This is a genomic window from Micromonospora xinjiangensis, assembly GCF_056150165.1.
On the sequence record NZ_JAXCFO010000004.1, the window covers coordinates 679920 to 699235 of the forward strand.

At 74.9% G+C, this 19316-nt stretch carries 17 protein-coding genes and 1 pseudogene; 11 read left to right on the plus strand and 7 right to left on the minus strand.

What is annotated here, in order from left to right; genetic code table 11:
- Window positions 1-85 precede the first annotated feature (85 nt).
- Genes SM573_RS18415 through SM573_RS18435 form a run of 5 tightly spaced genes read right to left on the minus strand, consistent with a single transcriptional unit; the run spans window position 86 to window position 4190 of the window.
- Window positions 86-1051 (minus strand): quinone oxidoreductase family protein, encoded by a 966-nt coding sequence (locus tag SM573_RS18415; RefSeq protein WP_474609737.1) that lies wholly within the window; start codon window positions 1049-1051, stop codon window positions 86-88.
- Window positions 1048-1410 carry a hypothetical protein gene (locus SM573_RS18420; RefSeq protein WP_474609736.1) on the minus strand — a complete coding sequence of 121 codons (363 nt, stop codon included), beginning with the start codon at window positions 1408-1410 and terminating at the stop codon, window positions 1048-1050. The genes SM573_RS18415 and SM573_RS18420 overlap by 4 nt, the downstream gene beginning before the upstream one ends.
- On the minus strand, window positions 1407-2270 hold the full coding sequence (locus SM573_RS18425) for a DODA-type extradiol aromatic ring-opening family dioxygenase (RefSeq protein WP_474609735.1): 864 nt from the start codon (window positions 2268-2270) through the stop codon (window positions 1407-1409). Before SM573_RS18425 ends, SM573_RS18420 begins: the two co-directional genes overlap by 4 nt.
- 28 nt (window positions 2271-2298) lie before the next feature.
- Window positions 2299-3069, minus strand: coding sequence for a citryl-CoA lyase (locus tag SM573_RS18430; RefSeq protein WP_474609734.1), 771 nt, complete (start codon window positions 3067-3069; stop codon window positions 2299-2301).
- The gene (locus tag SM573_RS18435; protein WP_474616677.1) at window positions 3054-4190 is read right to left on the minus strand and encodes a CaiB/BaiF CoA transferase family protein; all 1137 of its coding nucleotides are present in this window, start codon (window positions 4188-4190) and stop codon (window positions 3054-3056) included. Before SM573_RS18435 ends, SM573_RS18430 begins: the two co-directional genes overlap by 16 nt.
- Before the next feature lie 190 nt (window positions 4191-4380).
- On the opposite strand from SM573_RS18435, the gene SM573_RS18440 reads away from it, so the two are divergent.
- Window positions 4381-5817, plus strand: coding sequence for an amidohydrolase family protein (locus SM573_RS18440; protein ID WP_474609732.1), 1437 nt, complete (start codon window positions 4381-4383; stop codon window positions 5815-5817).
- 3 nt (window positions 5818-5820) lie between these two features.
- The gene (locus SM573_RS18445) at window positions 5821-6624 is read left to right on the plus strand and encodes an IclR family transcriptional regulator domain-containing protein (protein ID WP_474609731.1); all 804 of its coding nucleotides are present in this window, start codon (window positions 5821-5823) and stop codon (window positions 6622-6624) included.
- 13 nt (window positions 6625-6637) lie between these two features.
- Here the strand turns inward: SM573_RS18445 and SM573_RS18450 are convergent, their stop codons facing one another.
- Both SM573_RS18450 and SM573_RS18455 read right to left on the minus strand, forming a co-directional pair.
- The gene (locus tag SM573_RS18450) at window positions 6638-7567 is read right to left on the minus strand and encodes a diacylglycerol/lipid kinase family protein (RefSeq protein ID WP_474609730.1); all 930 of its coding nucleotides are present in this window, start codon (window positions 7565-7567) and stop codon (window positions 6638-6640) included.
- A gap of 84 nt (window positions 7568-7651) precedes the next feature.
- Window positions 7652-8515 carry a hypothetical protein gene (locus SM573_RS18455; RefSeq protein ID WP_474609729.1) on the minus strand — a complete coding sequence of 288 codons (864 nt, stop codon included), beginning with the start codon at window positions 8513-8515 and terminating at the stop codon, window positions 7652-7654.
- Between the two features lie 209 nt (window positions 8516-8724).
- Between SM573_RS18455 and SM573_RS18460 the strand changes: the two genes are divergently transcribed.
- The 9 genes and pseudogenes from SM573_RS18460 (at window position 8725) to ispH (ending at window position 19315) form a co-directional block, all read left to right on the plus strand.
- A complete protein-coding gene (locus SM573_RS18460) occupies window positions 8725-9594 on the plus strand; it encodes an NAD(P)-dependent oxidoreductase (protein ID WP_474609728.1) in 870 nt (289 codons plus the stop codon).
- Between the two features lie 248 nt (window positions 9595-9842).
- Entirely contained in the window at window positions 9843-11660 is a 1818-nt protein-coding gene (locus tag SM573_RS18465; RefSeq protein WP_474609727.1) for a 1-deoxy-D-xylulose-5-phosphate synthase, read from the plus strand.
- 43 nt (window positions 11661-11703) lie between these two features.
- Entirely contained in the window at window positions 11704-12561 is an 858-nt protein-coding gene (hpnC, locus tag SM573_RS18470) for a squalene synthase HpnC (RefSeq protein WP_474609726.1), read from the plus strand.
- A complete protein-coding gene (hpnD, locus tag SM573_RS18475) occupies window positions 12558-13430 on the plus strand; it encodes a presqualene diphosphate synthase HpnD (RefSeq protein ID WP_474609725.1) in 873 nt (290 codons plus the stop codon). Before hpnC ends, hpnD begins: the two co-directional genes overlap by 4 nt.
- Window positions 13427-14803 carry a hydroxysqualene dehydroxylase HpnE gene (gene hpnE, locus SM573_RS18480; protein WP_474609724.1) on the plus strand — a complete coding sequence of 459 codons (1377 nt, stop codon included), beginning with the start codon at window positions 13427-13429 and terminating at the stop codon, window positions 14801-14803. The genes hpnD and hpnE overlap by 4 nt, the downstream gene beginning before the upstream one ends.
- Entirely contained in the window at window positions 14800-15807 is a 1008-nt protein-coding gene (locus SM573_RS18485; protein WP_474609723.1) for a polyprenyl synthetase family protein, read from the plus strand. The genes hpnE and SM573_RS18485 overlap by 4 nt, the downstream gene beginning before the upstream one ends.
- Window positions 15807-17756 (plus strand): squalene--hopene cyclase, encoded by a 1950-nt coding sequence (shc, locus tag SM573_RS18490; protein ID WP_474616678.1) that lies wholly within the window; start codon window positions 15807-15809, stop codon window positions 17754-17756. The genes SM573_RS18485 and shc overlap by 1 nt, the downstream gene beginning before the upstream one ends.
- 47 nt (window positions 17757-17803) lie before the next feature.
- Window positions 17804-18289, plus strand: a pseudogene (locus tag SM573_RS18495) (phosphorylase family protein); the annotation flags it as partial.
- Between the two features lie 54 nt (window positions 18290-18343).
- Complete coding sequence (ispH, locus tag SM573_RS18500) at window positions 18344-19315, plus strand: 4-hydroxy-3-methylbut-2-enyl diphosphate reductase (RefSeq protein ID WP_474610255.1); 972 nt, start codon at window positions 18344-18346, stop codon at window positions 19313-19315.
- Window position 19316 lies beyond the last annotated feature (1 nt).

The window sequence follows — 19316 nt, forward strand, 5'->3', positions numbered from 1 at the left end:
ACATGTCAATGCCTCGTCAAGGAAGGTTTGCTACGGACGCCGGGTGCGGGCGGGTGTTCGCCGAGGGTCCGCCGCGCGCCGCGCGTCAGAGGACCAGGACGACCCGACCGTTCGTCGTGCCGGCCGCCTGCCGCGCCCAGGCGTCCTCGACCGACGTGAACGGCACGAGCTCGTGGTCGACCGTGAGCCGCCCGGCGGTCGCGTACCCGGCCACCACGGCGAGGGAGGCCGCGCGTTGCTCCCCGGAGAGGGCGTTGTTGGTGTACCCGATCAGGCGCAGTGACCCGCTGCGCAGCACCGCCGACTCGATCGGCGCCGTCGCACCCGCCGCGCTGCCCAGGTTGACGAGCCGGCCGCCGGGCCGCAGCACCCGCAGCGCGGCCGCGGCCGGAGTGCCGAAGACGGGATCGAGCACGAGGTCGACCGGGCCGTCGGCGGCGTGGCGCAGCCGGTCGGCCAGGGCCTCGACGGCGTCGTCCGGGTGCAACGGCAGCGCCACGTCGGCGCCCAACTCCTCGGCACGTGCCCGGGCCGCGGCGGAGCGGGCGACCGCGATCACGCGGCGCGCTCCGCCGAGGCGGGCGAGCTGCACCGCCGCCTGACCCACCACTCCGCCCGCCCCGAGCACGACGACCTGCTCGCCGGCGGTGAGGCCACCGGCGTTGGTCAGCGCCGCGTGCGCGGCGACGGCGGAGAGCCCCAGCGCCGCCACGAGCGTCAGCGGCACGTCGGACGGCAGGGACACCACGTCCGCGGTCGGCACGGCGACGACTTCGGCCATGCCACCGTCCACACCCGCGCGCATGCCCGCCGACGTGCCGAACCACACCGGGCTGCCGTCGGCGAGCCGGCCGACGCCCTGCACGCCCGGCACGTACGGCGTGGCCGGGGTCCCGAAGTAGCTGGTGCCGGAGGCGCAGAGCAGGTCGAGCGGGGTGATCGGCACGGCTTCGACCGTCACCGCCACCTCGCCGTGGCCCGGCACGGGGGCCGGCCGTTCGGCGAGCGTCGGCGGCGCGCCGCAGGCGGTGAGCAGCGCGGCGCGGATCATGTGGTGATGTCCGGATAGGGGAGGGTGAAGTGGGCGAGGCTGGCGCCGTAGGCCTTCTGGTACTCCAGCGGCTCGGTGTTGTCGCGCTCGAACATGGCGATGAAGAGCGTCAGGGTGAGGAACGGGTGCGCGCCCAGCTCGAAGAGCTTCACCTGGTCGTGGGTGGCCAGCGCCTCGCGTTCGACGTCGTCGAAGCGCAGCCAGCTGCTCGCCTCCCCGGTGTGGCAGTTCAGGACGGCGTTGGCGCGTTCGGCCTCCCACCAGGCGACGAACTCGCGGGGCTCGGCCCGGTAGCGCTCGACCAGCTCGGGGTCGCGGTCGACGGTGTAGAGGAACTTGTTCAGCAGGTACCTGCTCATGCCGGCGCTCCGTTCGGGTACCAGGTGAAGTAGGCCTCCATGGTGTGGAACAGGTCGAGGGTGTCGACGTAGTCGGCCTTCGCGCCCGCGCCCGCCACGCCCATCATGAGCATGAAGTCCATGAAGCCGTGGGTCGCGTTGCCCGGCGCGTGCAGGCTGTCCAGCGTCACCTCGCGCAGGCACCCGTCGAGGTCACCGGTGGAGATCCACTCGACGGCCCGCTGGTCGAACTCGGGGTCGGGGCCGTGCGGCCCGAACTGCCGCGGCCCACCCAGCTCCAGCGACAGGTGCCCGGTGCCGATGACGGCCACCCGCAGGTGCGACGGCCACTGCTCGATGATCTCCCGAATCGCCTGGCCGAGCTGGACGAACCGCTTCGGCTGCGGCAGCGGCGGCGCGAAGATGTTCGTGTAGATCGGCACGATCGGCAGATCCGCCTCGGGCCGCAGCGTGATGATCGGGCAGGTGATGCTGTGGTCGATCCGCAGCTCGTTGCTGAACGCGAGGTCGAAACCGGCGTCCAGGCCGGCGCGCAGGATGTGCGACGACAGGTCCTCCTGGCCCTTGAGCAGCATGCGCGGCAGGCCGAACTCGCGTTCCTCGTTGTACCAGTTGGCGTCGTACAGCGGCGCCTTGCCCACCAGGAACTGCGGCATGTTGTCCAGCCACAGCTGGTGGAAGTGGTCCGAGCCGACCATCACCAGCACGTCCGGGTTGGCCCGGGTCAGGGTCTCCCGGAAGGCCAGTATCTTGCGGGTCCACTCGTCGGCGAAGGGCGGCCGGTCCGCACCGGTGGCGGTGCTGGCCCGGTAGTAGAACGGGTGGTGCGTGGAGGCGATGACCGCGACGATGGTGGCCATGGCCGCTCCTCTCGGGGTGGTGGGAGGCTCAGGGTTCGTAGACGGCGTTGCGGTCGACGGTCTGGTAGATCTGCATGCCGAGCGGCCGTCGCCGCTCCTCGGCGAGGTGCCCCAGCAGCCCCGCCGCGCGGGCGAGCAGGGCGAACCCGCGCAGCAGCTCGACCGGGAGGCCGAGGTCGGCGAGCGCGGCGCCGCAGACCCCGGCGCCGTTGAGCGGCAGGGTCCGGCCGAGCACCCGCGGGTGCACCCGCCCGATTGCCTCGAACAGCCGCAGGTGCGGGCCGCGCAGCCCCTCCTCCTCGGCGATGCGGATCAGCACCGGCGTACGCGGATCCTGCTCCTTGTGCACGGGGTGCCCGAGCCCGGGCACCAGCCGGCGCTCCCGGCGTGCCCGGGTGACCGCGTCGAGCGCCAACTCGTCGTAGTCGGTCACCGCACCGGCCTGCGCGAGGGTCTCGGCGAGGAACCGTCCAGAGTCCTCGGTGACGCCCAGGAACCGGGAGCCACCGCCGAGCAGGCCGGCGGCGAGCGCGCCCTGCAGCGACTCGGGGGCGGAGAGGTACGTCAGCCGCGCGGCGATCGCGGTCGGGGTGAACCCGTGGTCGGCGAGCGCCACCAGCACCGCCTCGAAGACCCGCACCTCGCCCGCGGTGGGGCGGCGGCCGGCCACGAGCCAGTACGCCAGCTCGCCGAAACCCACCCGGCCCATGAGGTCGCCGGCCAGGTCCTGCCCGAGCAGCGAGATGGACCTCGGGTCGGACGTGCCGATGCCGGTGGGGAAGCTCAGCTCTTCAGCCACGCGCGGATCTCCTCGCCGTGTTCGTCGAGCCCCGGCGGCGGCAGCTCGTACCGGGCCGGGGTGTCGGAGAAGGTGATGGGATTGCGGACCCCGGGCACGTCGCCGACGGTGACGACGGGGTCGAGGCCCAGCTCCTCGGCGAGCGCGACGCCGCCGTCGATCGTGTTGATCGGCGCGCAGGGCACCCCGGCGGCGAGTAGCTCCCGGAACCACTCGTCCTTGGTCCGCTTCGCGAGCCGCTCGACGAGCAGCGGGCGCAGCTGCTCCCGGTTGGCCGTGCGGTCCTGGTTGCGCCCGAAGCGGGGGTCGTCGGGCAGCTCCGGGAGGTCGAGCACCTGGCACAGCTTGCGGAACTGCCCGTCGTTGCCGGCGATCACGATGAGCTCACCGTCGGCCGTGGGCAGCGGCTCGTACGGGAAGAGGCTGGGGTGCGCGTTGCCCATCCGGTACGGGACGGTGCCGCCGGCGACGTAGCCGCTGGAGTGGTTGACCAGGCCGGACAGGGCGGAGCTGAGCAGGTTCACCTCGACGTGCTGGCCGCGACCGGTCTGCCCGCGGTGGTGCAGTGCGGCGAGGATGCCGACGCTGGCGTGCAGCCCGGCCATCACGTCGAAGACGGAGATGCCGGCGCGGTAGGGCGAGCCGTCCGGGTCGCCGGTCAGGCTCATGAGCCCGGAGATGGCCTGCACCATCAGGTCGTAGCCGGGGTAGTTCGCGCCCGCGCCGGTGCCGAAGCCGCTGATGCTCGCGTAGACGACCCTCTCGTTGGTCGCGGCGACGGTGTCGTAGTCGAGACCGAACCGGGCGAGGCCACCGGGGCGGAAATTCTCGATCATGACATCGGCGCGGCGGGCCAGTTCCTGCGCCGCCGACAGGTCGTCGGGATCCCTGAGGTCGAGGGCGATCGAGCGCTTGTTGCGGTTGATGCCGAGGTAGTAGGTCGACACGCCGTCGCGGGTCGGAGGCATCCAGGTGCGGGTGTCGTCACCGCTCGGCCCCTCCACCTTGATGACCTGCGCGCCGAGGTCGGCCAGGAGCATCGTCGCGTACGGACCGGCGAGGATGCGGGAGAAGTCCGCGACGAGGAGGCCGGCCAGCGGCCCCGACGATTGTTGCACCATGTCTCCGTCCGTTCTACGGACATCTGTCCGCCGGATCAGCTTGCGTCACGTCCCCTCTGCTGTCAACGGGCCTTTATGTCCGTGAAACGAGCCCTTGACATGGTCGGTGACCGGGACCACACTTGCGCCACCCGGGGTGACCGCAGAGCGGACATGAGTCCGGAAGCTCTACCCGAAGGGAAGGGTGGCGATGAGCACAACCGACCGGCCGGTGGTCCTCCGCAACGGCCTGGTACTCACGATGGACGACGCGCACACGGTGCTGCCGCGGGCCGACGTGCTGGTCATCGGCGACACGATCGCGGGCGTCGGCGTCGACCTCGCCGCACCCGAGAGCGCCCTGGAGATCGACGCCAGCGGCGGCATCGTCATGCCGGGCATGGTCGACACCCACCGGCACATGTGGCAGACCGCCATGCGCGGCTACGGCGCCGACTGGACGCTCACCCAGTACTTCGTCTGGTACTACCTGGAGTCCGGCAAGCTCTTCCGCCCGCAGGACGTGTACGCCGGCAACCTGCTCGCCGCGATCGAGGCGATCGACGCCGGCGTCACCACCACCGTCGACTGGTCGCACGGCCTCCAGACCCCCGACCACGCCGACGCCGCCGTCGACGCGCTCGAAGCGGTGCCCGGCCGCTTCGTCCTCGCGTACGGCAACATCCAACAGGGCCCGTGGGAGTGGGCGACCTCGCCCGAGTTCCGCGACTTCCACCGCCGGCGCATCGACGGCGGGAAGCTCGCCGGCTTCCAGCTGGCCTTCGACGTCACCGGCGACCCGGCCTTCCCGGAGAAGGCCGCGTTCGAGGTCGCCCGGGACCTCGGCGTCGCGGTCACCACGCACGCCGGGGTGTGGGGCGCCACCAACGACGACGGCATCCGGCTCATGCACGAGCACGGCTTCATGGGCCCGTCGAACGTCTACGTGCACGCCGCCACGCTCACCCACGACTCCTACAACCGCATCGCCGCCACCGGCGGGTCCGTCTCCGTCTCCACGGAGAGCGAGCAGAGCGCCGGGCAGGGCTACCCGCCCACCTGGCAGCTGCGCCACCACGACATCCCGGTGTCGCTGTCCATGGACACCAGCGTCTGGTGGAGCGGCGACCTCTTCTCCGCCATGCGGACCACCCTCGGTGCCGACCGCTCCCGCGAGCACCTGGAGGCGCACGCCAAGCAGGACACCATCACCCACTGCCACCTGCGCGCCGAACAGGTCGTCGACTGGGCCACCCGCGGCGGCGCCCGCGCCCTCGGCATGGACTCCGCCATCGGCGCGCTCACGCCCGGCCGGCAGGCCGACGTCGTGCTCGTCAAGAACGACGCCTCGCCGGCGATGTTCCCGATCCTCCACCCGTACGGCCACGTGGTGTTCCAGGCCCAACGCGGGGACGTGCACACCGTGCTGGTCGGCGGCCGGGTGGTCAAGCGGGACGGCCGGCTGTGCGGGGTGGACCTCGCGGCGGCGCGGGCGAAGGTGGACGCCACCGTGGCCCACCTGCGGGAGGCTCTCGGCGAGGAGGCCTGGCGGCGGGGGATGAACCCGGACATCCCCGAGACGAAGATCCTGGAGAACCCGTACCAGTACACCGAGTGGGACGCCGGATCCGCACAGTGGAAGCATTAGGGCATGACTGACAACGGAAGGGGCGCCGGACCCGACTTCATCGAGGCGCTCGCCCGTGGCCTCGACGTCCTGCGCTCCTTCCGCCCGGGCTGTCCGGCCACGACCCTCAGCGAGATCGCCGCCGCGACCGGGCTGGCCCGGCCCACCGTCCGCCGCATCCTCATCACGCTGGAGTCGCTGGGCTACGTCCGCGCCGCCGAGCGCGGCTTCGCCCTCACCCCCCGCGTCCTCGAACTGGGCATGGCGTACGTCAACGCGCTGAACATGTGGGAGGTGGCCCGCCCCCACATGGAGAAGCTCGTGGCCCAGACCAACGAGTCCACCTCGATGGCCCAGCTCGACGGCAGCGACATCGTCTACGTGGCCCGGGTCGCCGTACCCAAGATCGTCACGCTCGCCGTGACCATCGGCACCCGCTTCCCCGCACCCGCCACGTCGATGGGGAAGGTGCTGCTGGCGGCGCTGCCGCCGGACCGGCTGGCCGGTGTGCTCGCCGAACCCTCCCGCTCCGGCATCACCCCGCGCTGGGAGCCCGCCCCCGAGGAGCTGGAGGCCTCGTTGCGCGAGGTCCGGGCGAAGGGCTGGGCGCTCGCCGACCAGGACCTGGCCCCCGGCATCCGCTCCGTGGCCACCGGGGTACGCGACGGCGACGGCCGGGTTGTCGCCGCCATCAACGTCACCGTGCACGCCGCCGAGACCTCGGTGGAGACGCTGCTCGAGGAGCACCTGCCGAAGCTGCTGCGCACGGCGGCGGACATCAGCCACGACTGGGCGCTGACCGCGTCCGTGCCGGTGCTCACCACCTGACCCGTCGGCGCCGTCAGCGGTCGACGGTGCCGACCGGCGCCATCACCCGCAGCGCGTTCGCGGCCAGGCCCACCCGGATCGGCGTGTGGCCGCGCAGCTCGCCGTCGACCTCCACCGGCGCCGGCCGGTCGGTCTCCAGCCAGAGCTCGCCGACGGCCAGGAAGGGCTCCTCGTGCAGCGTCCGGCGGTGGCCGCTCGTCGCGTTGCGTACGGTGTCCCGCAGCAGGCCGCCGCGGCTGCGGCCACCGACCGGGTACGCGACCAGCAGCCGGTCGTCAGCGTCGGCGTCCGCGGTGATCGGCCGTCCGGCGTGGAACCCGCCGTTGGCCACGTACAGCTGCCGGGTGACGTACGTGTGCTCGGCGCCGCCGGCGCGGATCGTCGCCCGCAGCGGGCGGTGCCGGGTGAGCAGGGCCAGGGCGGTGAGCGGGTACGCGACCCGCCCGGTGAGCCGCTTCAGGCGCGGCGGTGTGGTGATCATGACGTCGGCGGAGAGGCCGACGCCCACGTGGTTGGTGAACGGAGTGTCACCCGCGAGCCCCAGGTCCACGTCGACCACCGTGCCCGTGGCCAGGACCTCGACGGCCTGGTCGAGGCGGAGCGGGATGCCGATCGTCCGGGCGAAGTTGTTGGTCGTGCCCAGCGGCAGCAGGCCGAGCGCGATGTCCCGGTGAGCCAGCAGGCGCGCGGCGGAGCTGAGTGTGCCGTCGCCACCGCCGGCGACCAGCAGGTCCGGCTCGAGGTCGGCGGCCTCGGCGAGGGTCGACTCGAGCCGGTCGACCTGCTCCACCGGGTAGCGCCCGAGCAGGTCGAAGCCGGCCGCCGTCAGCAGCGCGCAGGCGCGCTCGTAGAGGTGGCGGCCCCGACGGGAGTGGGCGTTCACCACCAGCGCCGCCCGCCGGTCCCGCCGAATGGCCTCGCCCAGCTCCTGTTTCGTCCGCATCAGACCCGACCCTATCCGCAGTGGACCCGTCGCCACCCGCGAGCACCGGTATCGGTGCGGCGACGGCCCGCCGTGGTGGGCGGATCACCGCCGTCGCCACCCCCAGCGGCGCCGCTCCCCACGGCCGGTCGACGGCTGCTGCCGTTGCAGCATGCCGGCCGCGACCCGCAGCTTCGCCGTGATCTCCGTGCCGGCCGGGCCGAGGAGTCCGGCCAGCCCGTTGCCGAGCTGGAGCACCGTCCGGGCGCGGTCGGCGTCGCGGACCAGCACCAGGCACTGCGCGTAGACGGCGTAGGTGTTCGCGAGTTCCCAGATGCTCAGTGGACGGCTCGGGTCGGCGAGGCCCTGGCGCAGCTCGGTCGCCCGCGACGCGGCCAGGGCCGCCTCCCGGGCGTCGTCGTCCGCCGGGTCGTCGCCGAGCGCGCGGTGCAGCCGCGCGGTGGCGTAGTTGTGGTAGGCGGTGCCCATCGCCTCCCGCGTCCGGGGGCCGGCGCCCGGTGGCGGCCCGGCCGTGCGCAGGCCGACCCCCAGGGCCTCGTCGATCAGGGTGAGGCGGGTGCCGGGCTGGCCGGCGGCGAAGGCGGTCTCGGCGAGGTCGAGCATGGCGGTGACCAGCTCGGCCAGCGCCTCGTCGCGGGGCGCGGCCGTCGGGTCCCGCACCTCGGCCGCGACGGCGTCGTTGACCTGCGCGAAGAGGTCGACCGCCTCCCGGCCGAGCAGCATGCCCTCGCCGGGGCGGCCCCGGGCCGAGGCGAGCATGCCGCGCCGCCAGAGCGCCCGGGCCAGCTGCGCGCGCTCGCGCCGGTCGACCCGGCCGGGCGCCGCCACCGCCCGCCGGTACGCGTCGACCACGTCGCCCCAGACCCGGTCCGCCTCGCCCCAGGTGTGCTGCTGGCGCGAGAGCTCCCGTGCCCGGTCGAAGAGTGCCGTCCGCTGCTCCGGCGTCATGGCCCGCACCGCCCCTCGCCGTCGGCTCCCGCGGCCCGTCGGCCGCGAGCGACATCCGTCGATTCTAGGGCGGTCGTGCGGGTGGATCGCGCCCCAGCGGCGTCGCAAATGCGACGCCGATCGGTCGGGCGCACGTGGGGCGTGCCGGCATCGTCGTTCCCGCCATCGTGACCGTCCGCTCACCGTACGCTGCCCGGGGAGGGGTGCAGATGGCGGGAACACAGCGGGTCGCCGTGCTCGGGCTCGGCGGAATGGGCCAGCCGATGGCCGCCAACATCCTCCGGGCCGGCCTGTCCACGGTCGTCTGGAACCGCAGCCCCGAGGCGGCCCGCCGCCTCGGCGGGCAGGGCGCCCGGGTCGCCGACAGCCCGGCGGAGGCGGTACGGGAGGCCGACGTCGTGGTCACGATGGTGACCGACGCGGACGCCGTCCTCGCCGTCGCCGACGGGCAGGGGATGCTGGACGCGATGCCGGAGGGCGCGGTCTGGGCCCAGATGAGCACCATCGGGGTGGCCGGCACCGAGCGGGTCGCCCGGCTGGTGGCCGAGCGACGGCCCGGCGTGGTCCTCGTGGACGCGCCGGTCGCCGGCAGCCGCGGGCCGGCCGAGCAGGGCAAGCTCGCGGTGCTCGCCAGCGGCCCGGAGGAGGTCCGCGACCGGGTCGCGCCGGTCTTCGAGGCGGTGGGGCAGCGTACCGTCTGGGTCGGCCCGGTCGGCGCCGGTTCGCGGCTCAAGCTCGCCAACAACCTGCTGCTCGCGTTCCTCAACGAGGGCATCGCGGAGTCGCTGGCGCTGGGCCAGGCGCTCGGGCTGGACCGCGCGACGGTGCTGGAGGCGTTCCGGGGCAGCCCGATCGTCGCCCCGTGGGCCGCGGAGAAGCTGGAGCGGCTCGGCCGGGACGACTACTCGCCGCAGTATCCGCTCCGCCTCGCGCTCAAGGACGTGGAGCTGGCCCTGGAAGCGGGCGGCGCGCAACGGTTCGGCGTGGCCGATCGCCTGGCGGGGGAGTGGCGGCGCGCGGTGGACCAGGGCCTCGGCGACGAGGACCTGACCGTGGTGACCCGTGACCGCACGCCCTGAGCCCCGCCTGGTCGAGGTATTCGAACCGATTTCAGGCGGTAGGTCAGATCCGTAGGGTTAAGGTGATTTTGCGCAGGTTCCAAGCGGCCCGTTGTCCCTGGCCCTACCCGCAGCACCCGCGGTGCGGGCCACCGCATCCGCGAAGTGCGGTGGACGAGCGTCGCAGCACGACCCACGTCGGCGGCCACCCCGCCGACCGGTGAGCCAGACGGTGTCGCCGCGGAGTCGCGTGCCCGGACGGAGAGATGATGTCCCTGCTTGACGATGTCAACGAGCCCGCAGACCTCGACCGGCTCAGCGGCGACCAGCTTCGGCTGCTCGCGAGCGAGATCCGGGCGTTCCTCGTGGAGGCGGTCTGCCGGCGGGGTGGTCACCTCGGACCCAACCTCGGCGTCGTCGAGCTGACCGTCGCCCTGCACCGGGTGTTCCGCTCCCCGCACGACCGGATCATCTTCGACACCGGGCACCAGGCGTACGTCCACAAGCTGCTCACCGGCCGCCGGAAGCGGTTCGCCGCGCTGCGTGGCCGCGGCGGCCTCTCCGGCTACCCGCGCCGGGCCGAGTCACCGCACGACCTCGTGGAGAACTCTCACGCCTCCACCGCGCTCTCCTACGCGGAGGGGATGGCCCGCGCGTACGCCCTCGACGACGCCGACCGCGCCGTGGTGGCCGTCATCGGCGACGGCGCCCTCACCGGCGGCCTCGCCTGGGAGGCGCTCAACAACCTGGCCACCTCACCGGGCCGCGTGGTGGTCGTGCTCAACGACAACGGCCGCTCGTACGCCCCCACGGTGGGCGGGCTCGCCGGTCACCTCGCCGAGCGGCAGGGCGGCGGCGACCTCGGGCCGACCGTCTTCGAGTCGCTGGGCCTGACCTACCTCGGCCCGGTCGACGGCCACGACGTGGCCCAGGTCGAGGAGGCGCTGCGCAAGGCGCGCGCCACCGACCGGTCCGTGGTGGTGCACTGCCTCACCCGCAAGGGATACGGGCACATCCCCAGCGAGACCGACGAGGCCGACCGGCTGCACGCCATCGGCGTGGTCGATCCGCTCACCGGGCAGCCCTCGACCCCGCCGCCGCGCACCTGGACCGACGCCCTCTCCGACGAACTCGTCGCCATCGGCGGCGACCGGCCCGACCTCGTGGCGGTCTCCGCGGCGATGCTCGGTCCCACCGGTCTGGCCGCCTTCGGCGCGCGCTACCCCGAACGGACCGTCGACGTCGGCATCGCCGAGCAGCACGCCGTCACCTCGGCCGCCGGCCTCGCCTTCGGCGGGAAGCACCCGGTGGTGGCCGTGTACGCCACCTTCCTCAACCGCGCCGTCGACCAGGTGCTGCTCGACGTGGCCCTGCACCGCCTGCCGGTCACCCTCGTGCTCGACCGGGCGGGGATCACCGGCCCGGACGGGCCCAGCCACCACGGCATGTGGGACCTCGCGCTGCTCGGCGCGGTGCCGGGGGTGCGGGTCGCCGCGCCCCGGGACGAGGCGACCCTGCGCGAGGAGCTGCGGGAGGCGGTCGCCGACGAGGGCGGCCCCACCGTGCTGCGCTTCCCGAAGGCCCGGGTCGGCGACGAGATCCCCGCGCTCTACCGCACCGGCGGGGTCGACGTGCTGCGTACCGCCGCCGCGGCCCCCGTCCTGCTGGTGGCCGTCGGCGCGATGGCCGCACCGGCGCTGCGCGCCGCCGACCTGCTCGCCGAGGCCGGCGTCGAGTGCACCGTCGTGGACCCCCGCTGGGTCCGCCCGGTCAACCCCGCGCTGACCGCCCTCGCCGCCGACCACACCCTGGTCGTCACCGTCGAGGACGGCATCCGCGACGGCGGCATCGGCAGCGCCGTCGCGCTGGCGCTCGCCGACGCGGCCGTGGGCGCCCCCGTACGGGCCCTCGGCCTGCCGACCTGGTTCATCCCGCACGGCGAACGCGCCGGCCTGCTGGCCGAGCACGGGCTGGACCCGCCCGGCATCTGCGCCGCGGTCCTGCACCAGGTCTCCACCCTCCCCGCCGACCTGCACCAACGGCTGCGGGACCGGGCGCAGACCCCGCTGACGCCGCTGCCCGGATGAGCCACGACCGCCGACCCCACGCCCGAGAGGAAGGAGACCAGGGATGAGCCAGCAGGCCGTGGTTCCCGCCGTGCACCGGCTCGCCCAGGCCCGGGCGCAGGAGAACTTCCCGGTCGCTCTGCGGGTGCTGCCCCGGCGGTACCGCCGCCACCTCGTCGCCGTCTACGCGTACGCCCGACACGTCGACGACCTCGGCGACGAGCCGCAGGCGCCCGGCGTGGACCGGGTCGCCGAACTGGACCGGATCGAGGCGGACCTGCGGGCGCTGCACACCGGCCGGGCGGTGAACCACCCGGTGGTACGCGCCCTCGCGCCCACGGTGACCGAGTGCCGGCTGCCCCTCGACGCCCTCCTCCGGCTCGTCGAGGCGAACCGGGTCGACCAGCATGTCACCCGGTACGGCACCTTCGCGCAGCTCGTCGAGTACTGCACGCTCTCCGCCAACCCGGTGGGTGAGCTGGTGCTGCACGTGTTCGGGCAGGCCGGGCCGGCCCGCCGGGAGCTGTCGGACCGCGTCTGCACCGCCCTGCAGATCGTCGAGCACCTCCAGGACGTCGCGGAGGACCACGGGCGCGGGCGGGTCTACCTGCCGGCGGAGGACATGGACCGGTTCGGGGTCACCGAGGACGACCTGGCCCGACCGGCGGCGACGCGGCAGCTGCGGGAACTCGTCGCCTTCGAGGCCGAACGCGCCCGCGCCTGGCTCGACGCCGGCGCCCCGCTCGTCTCGGCGCTGCACGGCTGGGCCCGACTCGCGGTCGGCGGCTACCTGGCCGGCGGCCGGGCGACGCTCGACGCGCTGGCCCGGGCCGACCACGACCCGCTGCGCCACGACGTCCGACCCCACCGGCGGCGGGTGCTGCGTCGCTGGCTGGGCGCCACCGTGCGGAGCGCCGGATGACCGCGACGATCGTCGGCGTCGAGGCCGCGTACCGCCGCTGCGAGGACATCACCCGCAGTCAGGCCGCCAACTTCGCGTACGGCATCCGGCTGCTGCCCCCGGCAAAGCGCCGCGCGCTGTCCGCCATCTACGCCACCGCCCGGCGCATCGACGACATCGGCGACGGCGACCTGCCGCCGGACGAGAAGCTCGACCGGCTGGAGCGGACCCGCGCGGCCCTGCACCGGCTCCCCGCCGACAGCGGCGGCGATCCGGTGCTCACCGCCCTCGGGCACGCGGCCACCCGGATGCCCGTTCCGCTGGCCGCGTTCGACGAGCTGATCGACGGCTGCGCCGCCGACGTCACCGGCCGCCGCTACGGCACCTTCCACGACCTGGTCTGGTACTGCCAGTGCGTGGCCGGCTCGATCGGTCGGCTCTCGCTCGGCGTCTTCGGCACCGCCGGCCCGGACCGGGCGGCCCCCCTGGCCGACGCCCTCGGGGTGGCGCTGCAACTGACCAACATCCTGCGCGACCTCGTCGAGGACCGCGCCAACGGGCGGGTCTACCTGCCCGCCGAGGACCTGGAGCGGTTCGGCTGCACGCTGGAGCTGCGCGGGACCGGGTTCACCGACCCGCCCGAGAGGTTGGTCGAGCTGGTGCGCTTCCAGGCGGCCCGAGCGGCCCGCTGGTACGACACCGGGCTGCGGCTGCTGCCCATGCTGGACCGGCGCAGCGCCGCCTGCACGGCCGCGATGGCCGGCATCTACCGCCGGCTGCTCGCCCGGATCGCCGCCGACCCGCTCGCGGTCACCCGGACCCGGGTGTCGCTGCCCGGGCGGGAGAAGGCCTGGGTGGCGGCCCGCGCTCTCGTCGGACGTACGGCATGACCGGGCCGGGTCGGACGCCGCGGGGCAGCGGCGGGGTGTGTGTCGTCGGCGGCGGGCTGGCCGGGATCGCGGCGGCGATCCGCCTCGCCGACCTCGGCCTCCCCGTGACGCTGCTGGAGAGCCGCGCCGAACTCGGCGGCGCCACCTACTCCTTCCGACGCGACGGCTGGACCGTCGACACCGGCCAGCACGTCTTCCTGCGCTGCTACGACGCGTACCGTGGCCTCCTGGACCGGCTCGGCACCACCGCCGGCACGCAGGTGCAGCCCCGCTTCGAGGTGCCGGTGCTGTTGCCGGGCCACCCGCCGCACCTGCTGAGCCGCCGCCGGCTGCCCGCGCCGGCCCACCTGCTGCCCGCGCTGGCCGGCTACCGGCTGCTCACCCCCGTGGAGCGGCTCGCCGCCGTCCGGGCCTGCGCCGCGCTGCGCCGGGTCGACCCGGACTCGCCCGCCACCGACCGGGAGAGCTTCGGCGACTGGCTCGCCGCGCACGGGCAGACCCCACGGTCGACGCGGCGGCTCTGGGACCTGATCACGGTGGCCGCGCTCAACGTGCCGAGCACGCAGGCGTCCCTGGCGCTGGCCGCCCGGGTGTTCCGCACCGGGCTGCTGGAGTCCGCCGACGCCGGTGACATCGGCCGCCCGCTGGTGCCGCTCGTGGAGCTGCACGCGGTCGCCGCCCGGCGGGTGCTGGACCGGCTCGGCGCCCAGGTGCGACTGCGGACCCGGGTGCGGTGGATCCACCCCGAGCCGACGGGCTTCCGCGTCGGCGTGGACGGCGGGGAGATCGCCGCCGACGCCGTCGTGCTGGCGGTGCCGCACCCGGCGGCGGCCGCCCTGGTGCCGCCGGCCGCCGCGCCGGGCGCCGGCGAGTGGGCCCGGCTCGGCGCCGCGCCGATCGTCAACGTGCACCTGCGTTACACCCGCCGGGTCACCCGGCTGACCATGGCCGCCGCGGTGGAGTCCCCGGCCCAGTGGATCTTCGACCGGTCCGGTTCGGACGCCGGCGACGAACAGCACCTCGTGGTGTCCCTCTCAGCCGCCGACGCCGAGATCGACCGTCCCGCCTCCGAACTGGTCGCCACCCAGCGCGAGGCGCTCGCCCAGCTCTTCCCCGCCGCGCGGCACACCCCGGTACGCGACGCGTTCGTCACCCGGGAGCCGCGGGCCACCTTCCGGCAGAGCCCCGGCAGCCGGGCGTACCGGCCGGCGGCGAGCACCCACCTGCCCGGGCTGGTACTGGCCGGCGCATGGACCGACACCGGATGGCCGGACACGATGGAGGGCGCGGTGCGCAGCGGCCAGGTGGCCGCCGACATCCTCGCCCACCAGCTCGTGTCCCGGCCCCGACACCACACGGAGGCCGCACGATGACCGTTGTACGCAGCCGCAGCACCGACCAGATACAGACGTACGTCGAGCCGGCCATCCGCGCGCTGCTGGACCGCCTCGACCCGGGCAACCGGCTGGTCGCGGGCTACCAGCTCGGCTACTGGGACGCCGACGGGTCCCCGGCCGCCAGCCAGGGCAAGGGGCTGCGTCCGGCGCTGGCGCTGCTCTCCGCCCGGGCGGCCGGCGCCCCGCCCGAGGCGGGCGCCCCGGCGGCCGCGGCGGTCGAGCTGGCGCACAACTTCTCGCTGCTGCACGACGACGTCATGGACGGCGACACCGAGCGCCGCCACCGGCCGACCGCGTGGACCGTCTTCGGCGTCGGACCGGCCATCCTCGCCGGGGACGCGCTGATCGGCCTCGCGTACGAGGCGCTCATCGAGGTGCCCGGGGGCGAACCGGCGACGCGCCGCCTCGCCCAGGACGTGCGGGCGCTGATGGCCGGCCAGATGGCCGACCTGACCTTCGAGCGGCGCGACGACGTGACGCTCGACGAGTGCCTCACGATGGTCGGCAACAAGACCGCCGCCCTTCTGTCGGGCTCGTGCGCGCTCGGCGCGCTGCTCTGCGGCGGGCCGTCCGGACTGGTGGACGGCCTGTCCCGGTTCGGTTTCCACCTGGGGCTCGCCTTCCAGCTCGTCGACGACGTGCTCGGCATCTGGGGCGACCCCGGGCGCACCGGCAAACCGGTCGGCTCGGACCTGCGGGCCCGCAAACGCAGCATCCCCGTCGTGCAGGCGCTCTCCGGCGGGGACCCCGCGGGGCTGGCCCTCGCCGACCTCTACCGCTCACCCCAGCCCCTCACCGACGACGACGTCGCCCGCGCCACCGAGCTGATCGAGGCGACCGGCGCCCGCGACTGGACCCGGCAGCGGGCGTGGCAGGAGACCGAGGCCGCCCGCGCCGAGCTGGAGGCGCTCGACCTGCCGGAGGACGTACGGGCCGAACTCACCGACGTGGCCGACTTCATCACGGGACGGGACCACTGATGACCGAGCTGCTGTCACCGGAGACCACCACCGCCACGGCCGCGCGACCGGCCGGTCCGGACCCGCTGGACGGGGCCCGCGAGGCGCTGCACCGCGCCCGCGAGCACCTGCTCGGGTTGCAGGACGACGCCGGCTGGTGGAAGGGCGACCTCGCCACCAACGTGACCATGGATGCCGAGGACCTGATGCTGCGGCAGTTCCTCGGCATCCGCACGGCCGAGCAGACCGAGGAGACGGCCCGCTGGATCCGCTCGCAGCAGCGGCCCGACGGCGCCTGGGCGACGTTCCACGGCGGGCCCGGCGACCTCTCCACCACCATCGAGGCGTACGTCGCGCTCCGCCTGGCCGGCGACACGGTCGAGGAGCCGCACATGTCGGCCGCCGCGGCCTTCGTCCGGGCGCACGGCGGCCTGGCCGCCAGCCGCGTCTTCACCCGCATCTGGCTCGCCCTGTTCGGGCACTGGCCCTGGTCGCGGCTGCCGGCCATCCCGCCCGAGCTGGTGCTGCTGCCGTCCTGGATGCCGTTCAACGTCTACGACTTCGCCTGCTGGGCGCGGCAGACCATCGTCCCGCTCTCGATCGTCCGCGCGCTGCGGCCGGTGCGGTCGCTCGGCTTCGGCGTCGACGAGCTGCGCACCGCCGCGCCGCCACCGCCGCCGCCGCGGCTGACCACCCGCCCCGGCATGTTGCACCGGCTGGACCGCCTCGCCGCCGGCTACGAGCGGGTCGCCCTCGGCCCGGTCCGCCGCAACGCGCTGCGCCGCGCCGCCGAGTGGATCGTGGCCCGGCAGGAGGCGGACGGCTCGTGGGGCGGCATCCAGCCCCCGTGGGTCTACTCGATCATGGCCCTGCACCTGTTGGGGTACCCGCTGGACCACCCCGTGCTGCGCGCCGGGCTGGCGGGCCTGGAGCGGTTCACCATCCGGGAGGAGACCCCGGACGGCCCGGTGCGCTGGCTGGAGGCGTGCCAGTCGCCGGTCTGGGACACCGCGCTCGCGGTCACCGCGCTCGCCGACGCCGGGCTCCCGGCCACGCACCCCGCCGTCGAGCGGGCCGGCCGCTGGCTGCTCGACGAGGAGGTCCGCGTCCGCGGCGACTGGGCGGTGCGCCGCCCGCACACCCCGCCCGGCGGCTGGGCCTTCGAGTTCGACAACGACGGGTACGCCGACACCGACGACACCGCCGAGGTCGTCATGGCGCTGCGGCGCACCAACCTGCCCGTCGAGGCGCCGGTGCTGCGGGCCACCCGCTGGCTGCTGGGCATGCAGTCCCGCGACGGCGGCTGGGCCGCGTTCGACGCCGACAACACCCGCGCCCTCATCGGCGAGCTGCCGTTCTGCGACTTCGGCGAGGTCATCGACCCGCCCAGCGCGGACGTGACGGCGCACGTGGTCGAGGCCCTGGCGGCCGAGAACTTCGCGGGCACGATGCCGGTGCGCCGCGGCGTGCACTGGCTGCTGCGCGCCCAGGAGCCGGACGGGTCGTGGTTCGGCCGGTGGGGCGCCAACCACGTGTACGGCACCGGCGCCGTCGTGCCGGCCCTCGTGGCCGCCGGTGTGCCACGGCGCCACCCGGCGATCCGCCGAGCCGTGGGCTGGCTGCTCGCGCACCAGAACGCCGACGGCGGCTGGGGCGAGGACCTGCGCTCGTACCGCGACCCGTCCTGGGTGGGGCGCGGCGAGTCCACCGCCTCGCAGACGGCCTGGGCGCTCCTGGCCCTGCACGCCGCCGGCCACGGCACCGACGAGCCGGCCCTGCGGGCGGTGCGGTGGCTGGTCGACACGCAGCGCCCGGACGGCGGGTGGGACGAGCCGCAGTTCACCGGGACCGGTTTCCCCGGCGACTTCTACATCAACTACGGGCTGTACCGGTTGGTCTTCCCGATCAGCGCGCTCGGCCGCGTCCTGGGCGCGCGAGCGGGCGACACCGAGGCCACGGTGACCCGGTGATCCGCCCCGGCACCCCGGACGCTCCGGCGTGGACGCTCTACGCGCCCATGCGCCCGGAGCTGTCCGCGCTGCGGCGCGGGCTGGGGGCCGCCGACCCGCTCGCGCGGCTCACGCTCTGCCGCACCGGCATCGGGCCGCGCCGCGCCCGCTCCGTCGCCGCCCGCCGCCCGGACGGCACGGCCCCGGTCGCGGTCGCGGGCATCGGCGGCGGGCTCGCGCCCGACCTGGCCACCGGCGACGTGGTGGTCGCCAGCGTCGTACGCGCCGACCCACTGGCCCCGGACGCCCCGGCGGGCGAGGTCCGGATGCCCGACGCCGACCTGCTCGCCGCCGCCCTGCGCCGGCGTGGGCTGCGGGTGCACGTCGGCCCGGTGGTCAGCACCGACCGGCTCGTCGACGGGGCGGCCCGGGATCGGCTCGCCGCGACCGGCGCGCTCGTGGCGGACCTGGAGTCGGCGTGGCTGCTGGCCGGCTGTGCCGGGCGCCCGACGGCCTGTGTGCGGGTGGTCGCCGACACCGCGGCCGGCCCGCTCTACCGCCCGGCCGTCCTGCGCCAGGTGCGCGCCGCGCTGCGGGTGTTGCCCGAGGTGGCCACCGGACTCACTGAGTGGGCCGCCGCGGCCGGCAGCGTGCACCACCTGCTGCTGGCCTCGCCCCGGTCGTTCTGTGCCGGGGTGGAGCGGGCGATCGCCGTGGTGGAGCAGGCGCTGCGCCGGCACGGGCCACCCGTCTACGTCCGCAAGCAGATCGTGCACAACGCCCGGGTCGTGGCCGACCTGCGTGCCCAGGGCGCGGTCTTCGTCGACGAACTCGACGAGGTGCCCGAGGGGGCGCTCACCGTCTTCTCGGCGCACGGGGTGTCGCCCGCCGTACGCCAGGAGGCCGCCGACCGGCGGCTGCCCGTCATCGACGCCACCTGTCCGCTGGTGACGAAGGTGCACGCCGAGGCGCGCCGGTTCGCCGGCCGCGGCGACACGGTGCTGCTGATCGGGCACCACGGCCACGAGGAGACCGACGGCACGCTGGGGGAGGCGCCGGACCGGATCCGCCTGGTGCCCGACCCGGCCACCGCGGAGACGGTGCAGGTCGACGACCCGCAGCGGGTGTCCTACCTGGTCCAGACCACGCTCGCGGTGGACGAGGCGGCGGGGATCCTCGACACGCTGCGCCGCCGCTTCCCGGCGCTCGTCGGCCCCGGCTCCGACGACATCTGCTACGCCACCACCAACCGGCAGCGGGCCATCACGGCCGTCGCGGCCCGGGCCGACCTGGTCCTGGTCGTCGGCTCGCCCAACTCGTCGAACTCCCGTCGGCTGGTGGAGGTGGCCGAGCGCGCCGGGGCCCGCGCCCACCTGGTGGACGACGTGAGCGGCGTCGACCTGCGCTGGCTCGCCGGCGCGCGGACGGTCGGCATCACCGCCGGCGCCTCGGCGCCGCCCGGGCTGGTGGACGAGGTCGTCGCGGCGCTCACCGCGCTCGGCGCGAGGGAGGTGAGCGAGCACACCGCAGCCGTGGAGGACGTGGTTTTCACCCTGCCGAAGGAGGTACGCCAGCCGTGAG